12 protein-coding genes and 1 tRNA gene are annotated in these 14,537 nt (G+C 66.2%); 10 read left to right on the top strand and 3 right to left on the bottom strand.

Annotated elements, in window-relative coordinates:
- Positions 1 to 1,506 (top strand): SLC13 family permease, encoded by a 1,506-nt coding sequence (locus LY622_RS06080; protein WP_234290066.1) that lies wholly within the window; start codon positions 1 to 3, stop codon positions 1,504 to 1,506.
- Positions 1,507 to 1,606: 100 nt separating this feature from the next.
- On the opposite strand, the gene LY622_RS06085 is transcribed toward LY622_RS06080, so the two are convergent.
- The 3 genes from LY622_RS06085 to ispB form a co-directional block, all read right to left on the bottom strand.
- Positions 1,607 to 2,926 (bottom strand): sensor domain-containing diguanylate cyclase, encoded by a 1,320-nt coding sequence (locus LY622_RS06085; RefSeq protein ID WP_234290067.1) that lies wholly within the window; start codon positions 2,924 to 2,926, stop codon positions 1,607 to 1,609.
- Positions 2,927 to 3,156: 230 nt separating this feature from the next.
- Positions 3,157 to 3,233, bottom strand: a tRNA-Pro gene (locus LY622_RS06090).
- 102 nt (positions 3,234 to 3,335) lie between these two features.
- Positions 3,336 to 4,343, bottom strand: a complete 1,008-nt coding sequence (gene ispB, locus LY622_RS06095; RefSeq protein WP_234290068.1) for an octaprenyl diphosphate synthase — start codon at positions 4,341 to 4,343, stop codon at positions 3,336 to 3,338.
- A 284-nt stretch (positions 4,344 to 4,627) separates the two neighbouring features.
- Between ispB and rplU the strand changes: the two genes are divergently transcribed.
- From rplU to lspA, 9 genes are all read left to right on the top strand, one after another.
- The gene (rplU, locus tag LY622_RS06100) at positions 4,628 to 4,939 is read left to right on the top strand and encodes a 50S ribosomal protein L21 (RefSeq protein ID WP_066443749.1); all 312 of its coding nucleotides are present in this window, start codon (positions 4,628 to 4,630) and stop codon (positions 4,937 to 4,939) included.
- A gap of 33 nt (positions 4,940 to 4,972) precedes the next feature.
- Positions 4,973 to 5,230 carry a 50S ribosomal protein L27 gene (gene rpmA / locus LY622_RS06105; protein ID WP_066443752.1) on the top strand — a complete coding sequence of 86 codons (258 nt, stop codon included), beginning with the start codon at positions 4,973 to 4,975 and terminating at the stop codon, positions 5,228 to 5,230.
- A gap of 84 nt (positions 5,231 to 5,314) precedes the next feature.
- Positions 5,315 to 6,502, top strand: coding sequence for an Obg family GTPase CgtA (gene cgtA / locus LY622_RS06110; RefSeq protein WP_234290069.1), 1,188 nt, complete (start codon positions 5,315 to 5,317; stop codon positions 6,500 to 6,502).
- A gap of 68 nt (positions 6,503 to 6,570) precedes the next feature.
- A complete protein-coding gene (gene proB, locus LY622_RS06115; RefSeq protein ID WP_234281061.1) occupies positions 6,571 to 7,707 on the top strand; it encodes a glutamate 5-kinase in 1,137 nt (378 codons plus the stop codon).
- A 218-nt stretch (positions 7,708 to 7,925) separates the two neighbouring features.
- Entirely contained in the window at positions 7,926 to 8,192 is a 267-nt protein-coding gene (rpsT, locus tag LY622_RS06120) for a 30S ribosomal protein S20 (RefSeq protein WP_066443760.1), read from the top strand.
- A 263-nt stretch (positions 8,193 to 8,455) separates the two neighbouring features.
- Entirely contained in the window at positions 8,456 to 9,979 is a 1,524-nt protein-coding gene (gene murJ / locus LY622_RS06125; RefSeq protein ID WP_234290126.1) for a murein biosynthesis integral membrane protein MurJ, read from the top strand.
- 129 nt (positions 9,980 to 10,108) lie between these two features.
- Positions 10,109 to 11,167, top strand: a complete 1,059-nt coding sequence (gene ribF, locus LY622_RS06130; protein WP_234290070.1) for a bifunctional riboflavin kinase/FAD synthetase — start codon at positions 10,109 to 10,111, stop codon at positions 11,165 to 11,167.
- A 10-nt stretch (positions 11,168 to 11,177) separates the two neighbouring features.
- Positions 11,178 to 14,021, top strand: a complete 2,844-nt coding sequence (gene ileS / locus LY622_RS06135; RefSeq protein WP_234290071.1) for an isoleucine--tRNA ligase — start codon at positions 11,178 to 11,180, stop codon at positions 14,019 to 14,021.
- A 19-nt stretch (positions 14,022 to 14,040) separates the two neighbouring features.
- Positions 14,041 to 14,529: a signal peptidase II gene (gene lspA / locus LY622_RS06140; protein WP_234290072.1), complete on the top strand. Its 489-nt coding sequence runs from the start codon at positions 14,041 to 14,043 to the stop codon at positions 14,527 to 14,529.
- The last annotated feature ends 8 nt before the right edge of the window (positions 14,530 to 14,537 follow it).

Here is a 14,537-nt window from a genome sequence, read left to right on the forward strand (position 1 = left end):
ATGACTGAGCCGCTGAATGAGGAAACCGCTAGCGAGGCCCGTCGCGAGGCGCTGGCGCGGCTGGGGTTGGCGCTGTCACTGCTTTCGGGCCCGCTGCTGGCACTGGTGTTGATCGCGATGGCGCCGCCGGCAGGCATGTCGCCGGCGGCCTGGCAGGTCATGGCACTCACCCTCTGGATGGCCCTGTGGTGGGTGACCGAGCCGGTTCCCATTGCCGTGACGGCGCTGCTGCCCGTGGCGGTATTGCCGTTGATGGGCACATCACCCATTGCCGAGGTTGCCGCCCCTTATGCCAACCCACTGATTTTCCTGTTCCTGGGCGGCTTCCTGCTGGCCGAGGGGATTCAGCGCTGGGGCCTGCACCGGCGCATTGCCCTGGTGGTATTGACGGTATCCGGGCACCGCCCGCACCAGTTGGTGGCGGGCTTCATGATGGCCACGGCTGGCCTGAGCATGTGGGTGAGCAATACCGCCACGGCAGCACTGATGGTGCCGATCGGCCTCTCGGTGCTGGGCTTGCTGGAGCGGCAGGGCGGCGTCGGGGCCAGTCGCAACATGGCGCTGACCCTGCTGCTGGGCATCGCCCTGGCTGCCAATATCGGCGGCATGGGCACCCTGATCGGCACCCCGCCCAACGCGCTGCTGGCTGGCTTCATGGCTGACAACTACGGTATCGAGATCGGCTTCGCTCAGTGGATGCTGCTGGCGGTGCCCCCTGCGCTTCTGCTGCTGGCCCTGGCCTGGTGGGTATTGACCCGTCTGGTATACCCATTGCCGCGGGATGTCGTGCCTGGTGTCGAGCAGATACTGCAGGAGCAGGCCGAAGACCTGGGGCGCATGACCCGGCCGGAGCGTCGTGTCGCCATCATCTTTGCACTGGTGGCGCTGGCCTGGGTATCGCGACCGCTGCTGCAGAACCTGCTGCCTGGGCTGGAGCTCACCGACGCGGGGATTGCCGTGATCGGTGCACTCCTGCTCTTCGTGACACCCGCCCGCTGGAAGGTGCGACAGTTCCTGCTCGACTGGGACAGTGCCCGTCACCTGCCCTGGGGCGTGCTGATTCTGGTGGGCGGCGGGCTCAGTCTCGGCACCGCCATAGAAACCAGCGGGCTGGCCGCGACCGTGGCCGAAGGCCTTGCCGCCTTCGGCGGCTGGCCGCAGTGGACCCTGGTGGGCATGGTCGTGGTGGTGGTAATGCTGATGAGCCATGTCACCAGCAATACCGCCACCGCGGCCGCCATCCTGCCGCTGACGGCGGCGTTGACCGTTAGCCTGGGGGCGAGCCCCCTGCTGCTTGCCGTGCCGGTGGCCATGGCGGCGAGCTGTGCCTTCATGCTTCCCGTGGCGACGCCGCCCAACGCCGTGGTCTTCGGCAGCGGCAGGTTGAGCGTGATGGATATGGTGCGCGCCGGGGCGCTGGTCAGCCTGGCAGCGGTGCTCATCATTACCACGGTGCTCTTTGCCCTGGCCATGCCGGTGCTGGGGTTCGGCTGGGCGAGTGGCTGAGTCGCCCTGTCGTCGGTAACGGCAACGGCAAGGCGCAACCAGGGCGTTTGGCCTGGATCCTGGGCAGGTGGGGGGCAGTGCACGGTCATCCAGTGAAGGCTCAGGCGTTTGCGTCGGCGATGCCCACCCGGTTGCGGCCCGCCCGCTTGGCACGATAAAGCGCGCTGTCGGCGCGTGCCAGTAGCGCTTCCGGGCTGTCGCCCCGACGGTACTCTGTAATGCCAAGGCTGATGGTCACGGCCAGGCCGTGAAGGCGGGTCTCCGCCACCTGTTGGCGCAGCCGCTCGGCGAAGATCGTCCCCCCCTGGGCGGAGGTGTCCTGTAGCAGGATGGCAAACTCCTCACCGCCCCAGCGAGCCAGCAGGTCGGTGCTGCGCAGGGTCTGGCCGATCAGCGCGGCCAGGCGCTGGAGGATGATGTCCCCCGTTTCGTGGCCATGCTGGTCGTTGACCGACTTGAAGTGATCGATATCGAACAGCAGCAACGAGAAGGTGTTGTCGCTGCGCTCGGCCTGGCGAATCGCCTTGCGCATGGCTGTGTCGAAGGCGCGACGGTTATGGGCGCCGGTCAGGTGATCGCGGGTGGCCTGGTGTTCGAGTTCGCTCTCCATTCGCTTGCGTTCGGCGATGTTGTGGAAAACGGCAATGTAGCGTCGGACCTCGCCGTTGGTGTCGTACACGGCGGTGATCGACTGCCATAGCGGATAGGTCTCCCCGTACTTGTTGCGATTCCAGATCTCGCCCTGCCAGTGCCCGGTCTCCAGTAGTTCGTTCCAGAGCCCGACATAGAATGCCTTGTCGTGGCGTCCGGACTTGAAGAGCTTCGGCGTCAGGCCGATGACGTCCTCCTCCGAATAACCGGTGATGTCGGTAAAGGCCTGGTTGACCCGTTCGATGCGCATGTCGGCATCTGTGATCAGCGTGGCCTGGCCGGTCTGGAACACGCTGGCCAGCAGCTTGAGCTCCTCCTCCTGGCGCCTGCGCTCGGTGATGTCCTCTTTTACCGCCACGAAGCTGACGACTTCCCCGCTGTCATCGCGCACCGGGGTGATGGTTTCGGCCTCCCAGTAGAGCTCGCCGTTCTTCTTGCGGTTCTGCAGTTCGCCACGCCAGACCCGGCCGCTGCGCAGGGTCTGCCACATGTCGCGATAGACGTCGCCCGGCGTCATGCCCGACTGGATCATGGCGGGGGTCTTGCCCACCAGCTCCTCGCGGGTATAGCCGGTGACATCGAGGAAGCGCTGGTTGACGTACTCGATACGGCCGTCGGTATCGGTGATGGCGGTCGCCGCGGGGCTCTGCTCCACAGCGATGTATAGCTGATAGAACTTGGCACGCAGGATGTCGAGATCGGCGCTGGCCCAGTCGGGCCCGGGCGTAGCCGAATCAGTGAGTGTGCTGTCGAGGCCGTCTGTTTTCACGAACCCCTCCGTATAATTGGACTTGTTCTGGCGCAAGTCTTTCATGGAACGGGTTGAATCGTCGGGTCGAGAGAGGCGGGGCGGAGGCCCCGGCCGCGCAGAATAGCGCCTTTTAGGGGCGCGTTCACGCCGAAGTTGCTGAACCTAGGCTAAAGGAGGGGGAGTAAGCTTGCCCAACGAAAAACCGCCACCCGGTGTGACCCGTAAGTGGCGGTTTTTACTGAATTCTCTGGTCGGAGTAGCAGGATTCGAACCTACGACCTCTGCCTCCCGAAGGCAGCGCTCTACCAAGCTGAGCTATACTCCGATTTCTGCCAGTTTTCACTGTGCCGTCAGGCGACTGGGGGCCTGACGAGATCGGCATTATACGCAATTGCCTTGGGCTTGCAAGCCCTCTGGCGGAGCTGCCTCAGGCCTCTCGGTCCACCGCCATGCGGGCCAGTTCGGCCATGCTGTCCCGGTAGGGGCTGGCGGGCAGGAGATCCAGCTGTTCCAGGGCCTTGGCGGCCATCTCCTCGGCGCGGGCACGGGTGTAGTCCAGCGCGCCGGTATCGCGCACGATGGCCAGCACTTCGTCCAGATGGTCGAGGCCGCCCTGGCGAATGGCCTGGCGAATCGTTCGGGTCTGCTCGGGGGTTCCGGCGGACATGGCCTGTATCAGGGGCAGGGTCGGCTTGCCTTCGGCCAGGTCGTCGCCCACGTTCTTGCCCATGGCGGTGGCATCGCCCTGATAGTCGAGCAGATCGTCGATGAGCTGGAAGGCGAGCCCCAGGTAGCGGCCGTAGTGCTGCAGCGCCGTTTCCTGTTGCGGGGTCGCCTCGGCGAGGATCGCGCCGCTGTGCGACGCCGCCTCGAACAGCATGGCGGTCTTGCCCAGGATGGTCTCGAAGTAGGTGGCCTCGTCGATATCGGGATTGCCCACGTTGGTGAGCTGCTGCACCTCGCCCTCGGCAATCACGCAGGTGGCCCCCGAAAGCACGCCCATGATCCGCAGCGAGCCGATCTCTACCATCATCTGGAAGGAGCGGGAGTAGAGATAGTCGCCCACCAGCACCGAAGGCGCATTGCCCCAGGCGTCGTTGGCGGTGGCCCGGCCGCGGCGCATGTGGGAGTCGTCCACCACGTCGTCATGCAGCAGCGTCGAGGTGTGCATGAATTCGATCAGCGTGGCCAGGGAGATGTGCTTGTCGCCCTGGTAGCCCAGTGCGCGGGCGGCCAGCAGGACCAGCAGCGGGCGCAGGCGCTTGCCGCCGCTGGCGATGATGTACTGCCCGATGGTCTCCACCAGCGGAACCCGCGAGGCCAGCTGGGAGATGATGGTGCGGTTTACCGCGGCAAAATCATCGGCAACCGCAGCGTGAAGCGGCGAGTCCGACGGCGTGCTGGCAGATGAATTCGAAGTGACGTTGGCTGGCATGGATTCGTTGTCATCAAGCGGTGGGGCCGGCAAGTCGGAGGCTTTGCCCGTGGCCTTGGGTTGCGGGTCATGCTATGGGCACCCCCAATGGGCGTCAAGCGGCGTCATCCCTGTTAATGACGGCGTGCAGCAGCTAGCCAAGATGTGGCTTGAACGGCCAGGTGGGTGTCGTTATAATACGCGGCCCACTCATCACGCTCCCTGTCAGATGGCTGCCAAAAGGGGCGCCACTCGAAGCAGGCCGACGAAGAGCCAACCCCGATGAGTTCTGGAGAGACACGCACATGTACGCAGTAATCAAGAGCGGTGGCAAGCAGTACCGCGTTCAGGAAGGCCAGACTCTCAAGCTCGAGAAGCTGGAAGTGCCGACCGGCGAAACCATCGAGTTCGACCAGGTCCTCCTGGTAGCCGATGGTGATGACGTCACCATTGGTGCACCGCTGGTTGACGGTGCCAAGGTGGCTGCCGAGATCGTTTCCCACGGCCGTGGCGAAAAGATCCGCATCATCAAGTTCCGTCGCCGGAAGCACAGCATGAAGCGTCAGGGCCACCGTCAGTGGTTCACTGAAGTCAAGATCACCGGGATCTCCGCGTAAGCGGCAACCCCCTGAACGAGCGAGGACTTTGCAATGGCTCATAAGAAGGCAGCCGGCTCTACCCGTAACGGCCGCGATTCAGAATCCAAACGCCTTGGCGTCAAGCTGTTCGGTGGCCAGGTCGTGACCGCCGGTAACATCATCGTCCGTCAGCGTGGCACCAAGTTCCACGCCGGCACCGGTGTCGGCCTCGGCCGCGACCACACGCTGTTCGCCCTGAGCGACGGTGTGGTCAAGTTCGAGACCAAGGGTCCGAAAAACCGCAAGTTCGTCAGCGTCGTCTCTGCCTGAGAGCGCACGAACCGGTAGTAGGAGGGCCCCGCCAAGGCGGGGCCTTCTTGTATCATGACGGTGGATACCGTCGGGAGAGTAGCAATGCAGTTCGTCGACGAAGCCTCGATCATCGTGGAGGCAGGCAGGGGTGGCAGTGGCTGCCTCAGCTTCCGCCGCGAGAAATACGTGCCCAAGGGTGGCCCCGATGGCGGCGACGGCGGGCATGGCGGTAGCGTCTACCTGGTGGGTGACGACTCCCTCAATACCCTCATCGACTTCAAGTTCCAGCGTTTCTATCAGGCCGAGAACGGCCGGCCCGGCCAGGGGCGGCAGATGAGCGGCCGCGCCGGTGACGACCTGGTGGTCAAGGTGCCGGTCGGCACCACCGTGATCGACGAGGACACCCTCGAAGTGATCGTCGATATCACCGAGATCGGCCAGCAGGTGCTGGTGGCTCAGGGCGGGCGCCGTGGACTCGGCAATATCCACTTCAAGTCCTCCACCAATCGGGCTCCGCGCAAGACCACGACGGGCACCGAGGGCGAGCGGCGCAACCTGCGCCTGGAAATGAAGGTGATGGCCGACGTGGGCCTGCTTGGCATGCCCAACGCCGGCAAGTCGACGCTGATCCGTTCCGTCTCCGCGGCCAAGCCCAAGGTGGCCGACTACCCCTTCACCACCCTGGTGCCCAACCTGGGCGTGGTAAAGCTCGGCATGCACGAGCACTTCGTCATGGCCGACGTGCCGGGGCTGATCGAAGGGGCATCCGACGGTGCCGGGCTGGGGCTGCGTTTCCTCAAGCACCTGACGCGCACCCGGCTGCTCTTTCATGTGGTCGACATGGCGCCCTTCGACGAGTCCGATCCGGTGGAGGCCGCCGAGGCGATCATCCACGAGCTGGGCCAGTTCTCGCCAGCCCTCGCCGAGCTGCCGCGCTGGCTGGTGGTCAACAAGCTCGACCTGGTGCCCGAGGAGGAGCGCGAGGCGCGGGTGGCCGCTATCGTCGAGGGTCTCGCCTGGGAGGGCCCGGTGTATCGTATCTCCGCCATCAGCGGCGAGGGCACCGATGCCCTGGTGCAGGCGGCGCATCGCTGGTTGACCGAGCGGCGCCGTCTCGAGCACGAGGACGAGGAGGCTGCGGAGCGCGAGCGTCAGATGCGCGAGCGCATGGAGGCCGAGTCCGTGGCGCGTGCCGAGGCGCGGCTGGGTCGGCGTCGCAAGCGCAAGGACGACGATGATGACGACTTCGATGATGATGATTATGACGTCGAGGTCGAATACGCTCCTTGAGGTAACAACTGGCTGCGCTCGCGCAGTGTCTCTGGGTTTGAGGTTCAGCCTTGTTGGAGAGTCGAAAGGTGAGCAACGAGCGGGTACCGGGACGCGATGCGCTGCGTGGCGCTCGTCGGGTGGTGGTGAAGATCGGCAGCGCGCTGCTGACCAATGACGGTCGCGGTCTCGATGAGCCTGCCATCGGTGGCTGGGTGGACCAGATCGCCGCGCTGCACAAGCGTGGCATCGAAGTGGTGCTGGTCTCCTCCGGCGCCGTGGCGGCCGGCATGGTGCGGCTGGGCTGGCAGGTGCGTCCTTCGGCGGTGCACGAGCTGCAGGCCGCCGCCGCCGTGGGCCAGAATGGCCTCACCCAGTGCTATGAGCACCACTTCGCCCGGCACGGCCTGCTCACCGCCCAGGTGCTGTTGACCCACGACGATCTCTCCAACCGCAAGCGCTACCTCAATGCTCGTTCGGCATTGCGCACCCTGGTCGATCTGCGGGTGGTGCCGGTGGTGAACGAGAACGATACCGTGGTCACCGACGAGATCCGCTTCGGCGACAACGACACCCTGGGCGCCTTGGTGGCCAACCTGCTGGAAGCCGATGCCCTGGTGATCCTCACCGACCAGGAGGGGCTGTTCGACGCCGACCCGCGCCACAACCCCGGTGCCCGGCTGATCCACGAAGGGCGTGCCGGCGATCCGTCGCTAGCCGCCATGGCGGGCAGCGGCGGATCGCTGGGGCGCGGTGGCATGACCACCAAGGTGCAGGCTGCGCGGCTGGCTGCTCGCTCCGGCGCGGTCACGGCGATTGCCAGCGGGCGCCAGCCCGAGGTACTTACCCGGCTGGTGGAGGGCGAGCGGCTCGGCACGCTGCTGTCACCGGAAGAAGCGCCCATGGCGGCACGCAAGCGCTGGCTGGCCGGCCAGCTGCAAGTGCGGGGCAGCCTGGTCCTGGATGCCGGTGCGGTGAAGGTGCTGCGCGGCAGCGGCTCGAGCCTGCTGCCGGTGGGGGTCAAGGCGCTATCGGGCAACTTCGTGCGCGGCGACATGGTGCTCTGTGTCGACGAGCAGGGCGAGCGGGTCGCCAAGGGGCTGGTCAACTACGATGCCGTCGAGGCAAGCCGCCTTCTCGGCAAGCCCAGCCATCAGATCGAGGCGATCCTGGGCTACATGGAGGCGCCGGAGCTCATTCATCGCGATAACCTGGTGGTGCTCTGAGTGACAGCCACGCCTCACTGCGCGTGAGTTCATCCACCTGTGGCAAGGCAGTGGGTTGTTATGGTAGGATGCGCCATCCTCTCAGACACGGCCCGTCGACAACCATCGCGTTGCCGGATGGCCACACCGGCGGAAAAGCTAATTTTTCCAGTCCGGACAAAATGTTATCAATGCCGTCGGGATGCCCGGCGGCGTTAATGTATTCCAGGAGATAGTCAGTGGCGAACAGCAAGCAAGCCCGCAAGCGTGCCCGTCAGGCCGAAGGCCGTCGTGTTCTGAAGGCGAGTCAGCGTGCCATGGTGCGTACTTACCTCAAGCGCGTCATCAAGGCCATCCAGGGCGGCGATCACGCCGAGGCCATGAGCCAGTTCAAGCAGGCGCAGCCGGTCATCGACCGTATCGCCGACAAGGACGTGCTCTCCAAGAAGAAGGCCGCGCGCCTGAAGAGCCGCCTGAACAAGCGAATTAAGGCGCTGGCTGCGTAAGCCGGACGCTTTGGAGGAGTCCCGAACGCTGCGGCGCCGATGCGCTCACGTTCGAAGATATCCCACGAAAAACCGGCCGAGGCCGGTTTTTTTGTGTCTGGTTTCTACCCGAGTGAATCTTCGTTGAGTCAGCCTGCCGAGGAAGGGATAGCGTGACGGATCGCGAACAGCCGCCCGAGTCAAAGCCGCTACCGCCAGGGGACCCCTTCCCTGTGGCGGTGGCCGACGATGACCGGGCCGTGGCGCCAAAGGCCGGAGGGCTGATGCGCTCCGGCCTGGTGGTCAGCGTGATGACCATGCTGTCGCGGGTCATGGGGCTGGTGCGCGACGTGGTGGTGGCGACGCTGTTCGGTGCCGGCAGCGGTGCCGATGCCTTCTTCGTCGCCTTCAAGATCCCCAACTTCATGCGCCGGCTGTTTGCCGAGGGTGCCTTCAACCAGGCCTTCGTGCCGGTGCTGTCGGAGTACGCCACCCGTGGCAGCAAGCGTGAGGTCCGCGAACTGCTCAATGCCGTGGCGGGCAGTCTCACCGCGGTGCTGGCACTGATCACGGCGCTGGCCATGCTGGCGTCGCCCTGGCTGGTGTGGCTCTTCGCCCCCGGTTTCGGTCGCGACCCGGCCAAGCTGGCGCTGACCGCCGACATGCTGCGGCTGACCTTTCCCTACCTGCTGCTGGTCTCGCTGACGGCCTTCGCCGGCAGCGTGCTCAATACCTGGAACCGTTTCGCGGTGCCGGCCTTCACCCCGGTGCTGCTGAATCTTTCGCTGATCGGTGCGGCACTGTTGCTGACGCCGCTGATGGAAGAGCCCGCCATGGCGCTGGCCTGGGGCGTGCTGATCGCGGGGTTCGCCCAACTGGCCTTCCAGGTGCCGTTCCTGGTCCGCCTGGGGCTGATGCCCACGCCCTGGCCCAACTTCGCCCACAGCGGGGTGAAGCGCATCCTGGTGCTGATGGCGCCGGCGCTGTTCGGGGTCTCGGTGTCGCAGATCAACCTGCTGCTCGACACCGTGCTGGCTTCGCTGCTGGCGCCGGGTAGCGTCTCCTGGCTCTACTACTCCGACCGGCTGGTGGAACTGCCCCTGGGCGTGTTTGGTATCGCCATCGGTACGGTGATCCTGCCGGCGCTCTCCAAGCGCCATGCGGCCCAGTCCGGGGAGCATTTCGCCGCCATGCTCGACTGGGCGGTGCGGACCGTGCTGCTGCTGGGGCTGCCGGCGGCCCTGGCCCTGGCGGTGCTGGCAGAGCCGCTGCTGATCTCGCTGTTCCACTATGGCGCCATGACCGAGCACGACATCACCATGGCGGCCATGAGCCTGCGCGCCTACGCCTTCGGGCTGATCGCCTTCATGCTGATCAAGGTGCTGGCGCCGGGCTTCTTCGCCCGCCAGAACACCAAGACCCCGGTGAAGATCGGCATCATCGCCATGGCGGCCAACATGGTCTTGAACCTGATCCTCATCTGGCCGCTGGCCCACGCCGGCCTGGCCCTGGCCACGGCGCTGTCGGCCTTCCTCAATGCCGGCCTGCTGGGCTGGCTGCTGTGGAAGGAGCGGGTGCTGGTGTTCCAGCCCGGCTGGGGGCGTTTTGGATTGCAGCTGCTGGGCGGCTGTACGGTCATGGGGCTGGGCCTTGCGTGGCTCTCTCCCGACTGGCAGCAGTGGCTGGGCTGGGGCGTCTGGACCCGGGTGCAGTGGCTGGCGATGCTGGTGGTGGCCGGTGCGGCGGTCTATTTCGCCTGGCTGATGGCCTTCGGGGTGCGGCTGCGTCACTTCCGGATGAAAGGGTGAGCGGCCTGCCCCCGGATCAGCCCCGGCCGTTCGGTGTCTTGAACATAGGCGGGCGGCTGTCAAGGGGGGCCAGGTTCGCTATAATCGACCCCTTTACACGTTTCAATCAAAAGGCTTAGCGACGACTAAATGGAAGTCATTCGAGGACTGCACAATCTGCGCGAGGAGCATCGCGGCTGCGTGGCCACCATCGGCAATTTCGATGGGGTGCACCGCGGCCATCAGGCGATTCTCGACCAGTGCCGCGAGCAGGCCTCGAAGCTGCAGCTGCCGGTCACGGTGGTGGTGTTCGAGCCCCAGCCCCGGGAGTTCTTCGCCGGCGACCAGGCCCCGCCGAGGCTGACCCGCCTGCGCGAGAAGGTGCGCCTGCTGGGCGAGGCCGGCGTGGAGACTGTGCTCTGCCTGCCCTTCAACGATGCCCTGCGCAGCCTGACGGCGGTGGAATTCATCGACCGGGTGCTGGTCGAAGGCTTGGGCGTACGCCATCTGGTGGTAGGGGATGACTTCCGCTTCGGCTGCGACCGCAGCGGGGACTTCAACCTGCTGGCCGAAGAGGGCGAGCGTCGCGGGCCCAGGGGCTTCAGCGTCGAGCATACCCGCACCTTCACCCTGGACGACGAGCGCGTCTCCAGCACCCGGGTGCGGACCCTGCTGGCCAGCGGCAACTTCTCCCAGGCGGCGCGCATGTTGGGCCGGCCCTATCGCCTGGCCGGACGGGTAGTCGCCGACCAGAAGCTCGGCCGCACCATCGGCGTACCCACCGCCAACCTGCCGCTGCTGCCGTTGCCCCTGGCGCTGCGCGGCGTCTATGCGGTGGTGACCGAGTTGCCCGATGGCAGCCGCTGGCCGGGCGTCGCCAATATCGGCTGGCGCCCAACGGTGGGCAGCATTCGTCCGGTGCTGGAGGCTCACCTGTTCGACTTCGACGGTGACCTCTACGGCCAGCGGCTGGCGGTCTTCCCCTGCGCCAAGCTGCGCGGCGAGGTGAAGTTCGACGACTTCGCCGACCTCAAGCGGCAGATCGGCGCCGACCAGGTGCGGGCCCGGGGCTATTTCGATGCGGGCATCGGAGCCGATGGCGCCGGCCTGACAGACGACACACTTCCACTGGCATCGGCGCCCCTGGCGCGCGAGGCCGTGGCTTCCGAATTCTCGGCGGGACGCCCCGCCGACCACGACGACGGCTGACCCCCAGGATATGAGCGACTACAAGCACACTCTGAATCTGCCCGAAACCGACTTCCCCATGCGCGGCATGCTGCCCAAGCGTGAGCCCGGTCAGGTGGCGCAGTGGCAGGACATGAAGCTCTACCAGCGCCTGCGTGACGAGCGCCGCGGGCGCGAACAGTTCGTGCTGCACGATGGCCCTCCCTATGCCAACGGCAGCATTCATATCGGTCACGCCGTCAACAAGATCCTCAAGGACATCATCGTCAAGTCGAAGAACCTGGCCGGCTTCGATGCCCCCTACGTGCCCGGCTGGGATTGCCACGGCCTGCCCATCGAGCACAAGGTGGAGACCACCCACGGCAAGCACCTCGAGCCCGAGAAGGCCCGGGGGCTGTGCCGCGAGTATGCCGGCGAGCAGATCCAGGAGCAGCTTTCCGACTTCGTGCGGCTGGGCGTGATCGGCGACTGGGGCAACCCCTACCGCTCCATGGACTTCGCCAACGAGGCCGGCGAGATCCGCGCCCTGGCCGACATGGTCGAGGCGGGCTACGTGTTCAAGGGGCTCAAGCCGGTCAACTGGTGCTTCGACTGCGGCTCGGCCCTGGCCGAGGCCGAGGTGGAGTACCAGGACAAGCAGTCCGACGCCATCGACGTGGCCTTCCCGGCCGCCGACGAGGCCAGGCTGGCGGCCGCCTTCGGCCTGACCGAGCTGCCCAAGCCCGCCGCCATCGTGATCTGGACCACCACGCCCTGGACCGTGCCCGCCAACCAGGCGCTCAACGTGCATCCGGCCTTCACCTACGCCCTGGTCGACACCGGCGAGCGCCTGCTGCTGCTGGCCGAGGAGCTGGTGGAGAGCTGCCTGGAACGCTACGGCCTGGAGGGCGAGATCATCGCCACCGCCACCGGCGAGCGGCTGGACCTCATCGAGTTCCACCACCCCTTCTATGACCGCCTGTCGCCGATCTACCTGGCCGACTACGTCGAGTCCGAGGTGGGCAGCACGGGGATCGTCCACTCGGCCCCGGCCTATGGCGTCGACGACTTCGTCACCTGCCGCGCCCACGGCATGGCGTTCGAGGAGATCAAGAGCCCGGTACAGGGCAACGGCGTCTACGCCGACGACCTGCCGTTCTTCGGCGGCCAGATGATCTGGAAGGCCAATCCGCAGATCGTCGACAAGCTGCGCGAGGTGGGCGCACTGCTGGCCCACAAGCCGATCACCCACAGCTACATGCACTGCTGGCGCCACAAGACGCCGGTGATCTATCGCGCCACCGCCCAGTGGTTCGTGGGCATGGATATCCAGGGCAAGGATGGCCGCACCCTGCGTGAGCGCGCCCTGGCCGGCATCGAGGCGACCCACTTCACGCCCGCCTGGGGCCAGGCTCGCCTGCACTCCATGATCGCCAATCGCCCCGACTGGTGCATCTCGCGCCAGCGCAACTGGGGCGTGCCGATTCCCTTCTTCCTGCACAAGGCCACCGGCGAGCTGCACCCGCGCACCGTCGAACTGATGGAAGAGGCGGCCAAGCGCGTCGAGGTCGAGGGCATCGATGCCTGGTTCCGCCTCGACCCGGCCGAGCTGCTGGGTGACGAAGCCGCCGACTACGACAAGGTCACCGACACCCTGGACGTCTGGTTCGACTCCGGCACCACCCACCGCCATGTGCTGCGCGGTTCGCATCCTCACGGCCACGAGAGCGGCCCCCGTGCCGACCTCTACCTGGAGGGTTCCGACCAGCACCGCGGCTGGTTCCATTCGTCGCTGCTGACCGGCTGCGCCATCGACGGCCACCCGCCCTATCGCGGGCTGCTGACCCACGGCTTCACCGTGGACGCCCATGGCCGCAAGATGTCCAAGTCCATGGGCAACGTGGTGGCCCCCCAGGAGGTGATGGACAAGCTGGGTGCCGACATCCTGCGCCTGTGGGTCTCCTCCACCGACTATTCCGGCGAGATGGCGGTCTCCGACGAGATCCTCAAGCGCACCGCCGACGTCTACCGGCGTATCCGCAACACCGCGCGCTTCCTGCTCTCGAACCTCAACGGCTTCGAGCCGAGCCGGGACCAGGTGGCCTTCGACGACATGCTGGCCCTGGACCAGTGGGTGGTGGATCGCGCCGCCCAGCTCCAGGCGCGCATCGAGACGGCCTATGAGGAGTACCGTTTCCTCGACGTCTACCAGCAGGTTCACACCTTCTGCTCCCGGGAGCTGGGCGGCTTCTACCTGGACGTGATCAAGGATCGCCAGTACACCACCCAGGCCGACTCCCTGGCGCGACGCAGCTGCCAGACCGCCCTCTACCAGGTGGTGCAGGCGCTCTCCCGCTGGGTGGCACCGATCCTCTCGTTCACCGCCGAGGAGATCTATACGCATATTCCCGGCCAGCGGGGCGACAGCGTGCTGCTCGAGACCTACTACGAAGGGCTCTCGACCCTCGCCGACGATGCGCCCCTGGGCCGCGACTTCTGGGAGCAGGTGCTCGAGGTGAAGCAGGCGGTCAACAAGTGCCTGGAGGACGCCCGCAACGCCAAGACCATCAAGGGCAGCCTGGCCGCCGAGGTCACGCTCTACGTCAGCGACGAGTTGCGCACGACCCTGGCCAAGCTCGGCGATGAACTGCGCTTCGTGATGCTGACCAGCGAGGTGCGCCTGTCGCCGCTGGCCGAGGGCCAAAACGCCGAAAATGCCGAAGCCACCGAGCTCGACGGCCTCAAGGTCGCCGTGGCGGCCAGCCCGCACCAGAAGTGCGAGCGCTGCTGGCATCACCGCGAGGACGTCGGTTCGCACAGCGAGCATCCGGACCTCTGCGGTCGCTGTATTGGCAACCTGCCCCAGGGCCCCGGCGAAGTGCGTCACTATGCCTGAGGTGCGCGGCGGAGAACCGATGCGGCGGCCGCTGCGCTGGCTATGGCTGGCGGCGGCCTGGATCGTGCTGGACCTGGGCACCAAGGCGCTGGCCACCAGCCTGTTGAGCTACGGCCAGCCGGTGGAGGTGCTGCCGTTCTTCAACCTGACGCTGCTGCACAACACCGGTGCGGCCTTCAGCTTCCTGGCCGGCAGCCCCGGCTGGCAGCGCTGGTTTTTCGCCATCGTCGCCGTGGGCGCCAGTATCGGCCTGACCTACTGGCTGACTCGCCTCAAGCGCGACGAGACGCTGCTGGCGATCGCGCTGGCCCTGATCATTGGCGGGGCGCTGGGCAACCTCTACGATCGCCTGGTGCACGGCTACGTCGTGGACTTCCTGTCGTTCCATGTGGCCGGCTGGTACTACCCGGCCTTCAATGTGGCCGACATCGGCATCACCCTGGGGGCCATCGGCCTGATCTGGGAATCCATTTTCGAGGGGCGCAAGCAAGCGCGCCGCCGCGGCTGACAGGACTC

It is taken from the genome of Halomonas alkalisoli (genome assembly GCF_021412585.1).
GTDB classification, from domain to species: Bacteria; Pseudomonadota; Gammaproteobacteria; order Pseudomonadales; family Halomonadaceae; genus Halomonas; species Halomonas alkalisoli.

What these genes read in the sequence shown, in the direction of transcription:
- LY622_RS06080 (WP_234290066.1), top strand. Translation starts at nt 1, where the DNA reads ATGACTGAGCCGCTGAATGAGGAAACCGCTAGCGAGGCCCGTCGCGAG.
- ispB (WP_234290068.1), bottom strand. Translation starts at nt 4,343, where the DNA reads ATGCCAGCCAACGTCACTTCGAATTCATCTGCCAGCACGCCGTCGGAC.
- rplU (WP_066443749.1), top strand. Translation starts at nt 4,628, where the DNA reads ATGTACGCAGTAATCAAGAGCGGTGGCAAGCAGTACCGCGTTCAGGAA.
- rpmA (WP_066443752.1), top strand. Translation starts at nt 4,973, where the DNA reads ATGGCTCATAAGAAGGCAGCCGGCTCTACCCGTAACGGCCGCGATTCA.
- cgtA (WP_234290069.1), top strand. Translation starts at nt 5,315, where the DNA reads ATGCAGTTCGTCGACGAAGCCTCGATCATCGTGGAGGCAGGCAGGGGT.
- murJ (WP_234290126.1), top strand. Translation starts at nt 8,456, where the DNA reads ATGCGCTCCGGCCTGGTGGTCAGCGTGATGACCATGCTGTCGCGGGTC.
- ribF (WP_234290070.1), top strand. Translation starts at nt 10,109, where the DNA reads ATGGAAGTCATTCGAGGACTGCACAATCTGCGCGAGGAGCATCGCGGC.
- ileS (WP_234290071.1), top strand. Translation starts at nt 11,178, where the DNA reads ATGAGCGACTACAAGCACACTCTGAATCTGCCCGAAACCGACTTCCCC.
- lspA (WP_234290072.1), top strand. Translation starts at nt 14,041, where the DNA reads ATGCGGCGGCCGCTGCGCTGGCTATGGCTGGCGGCGGCCTGGATCGTG.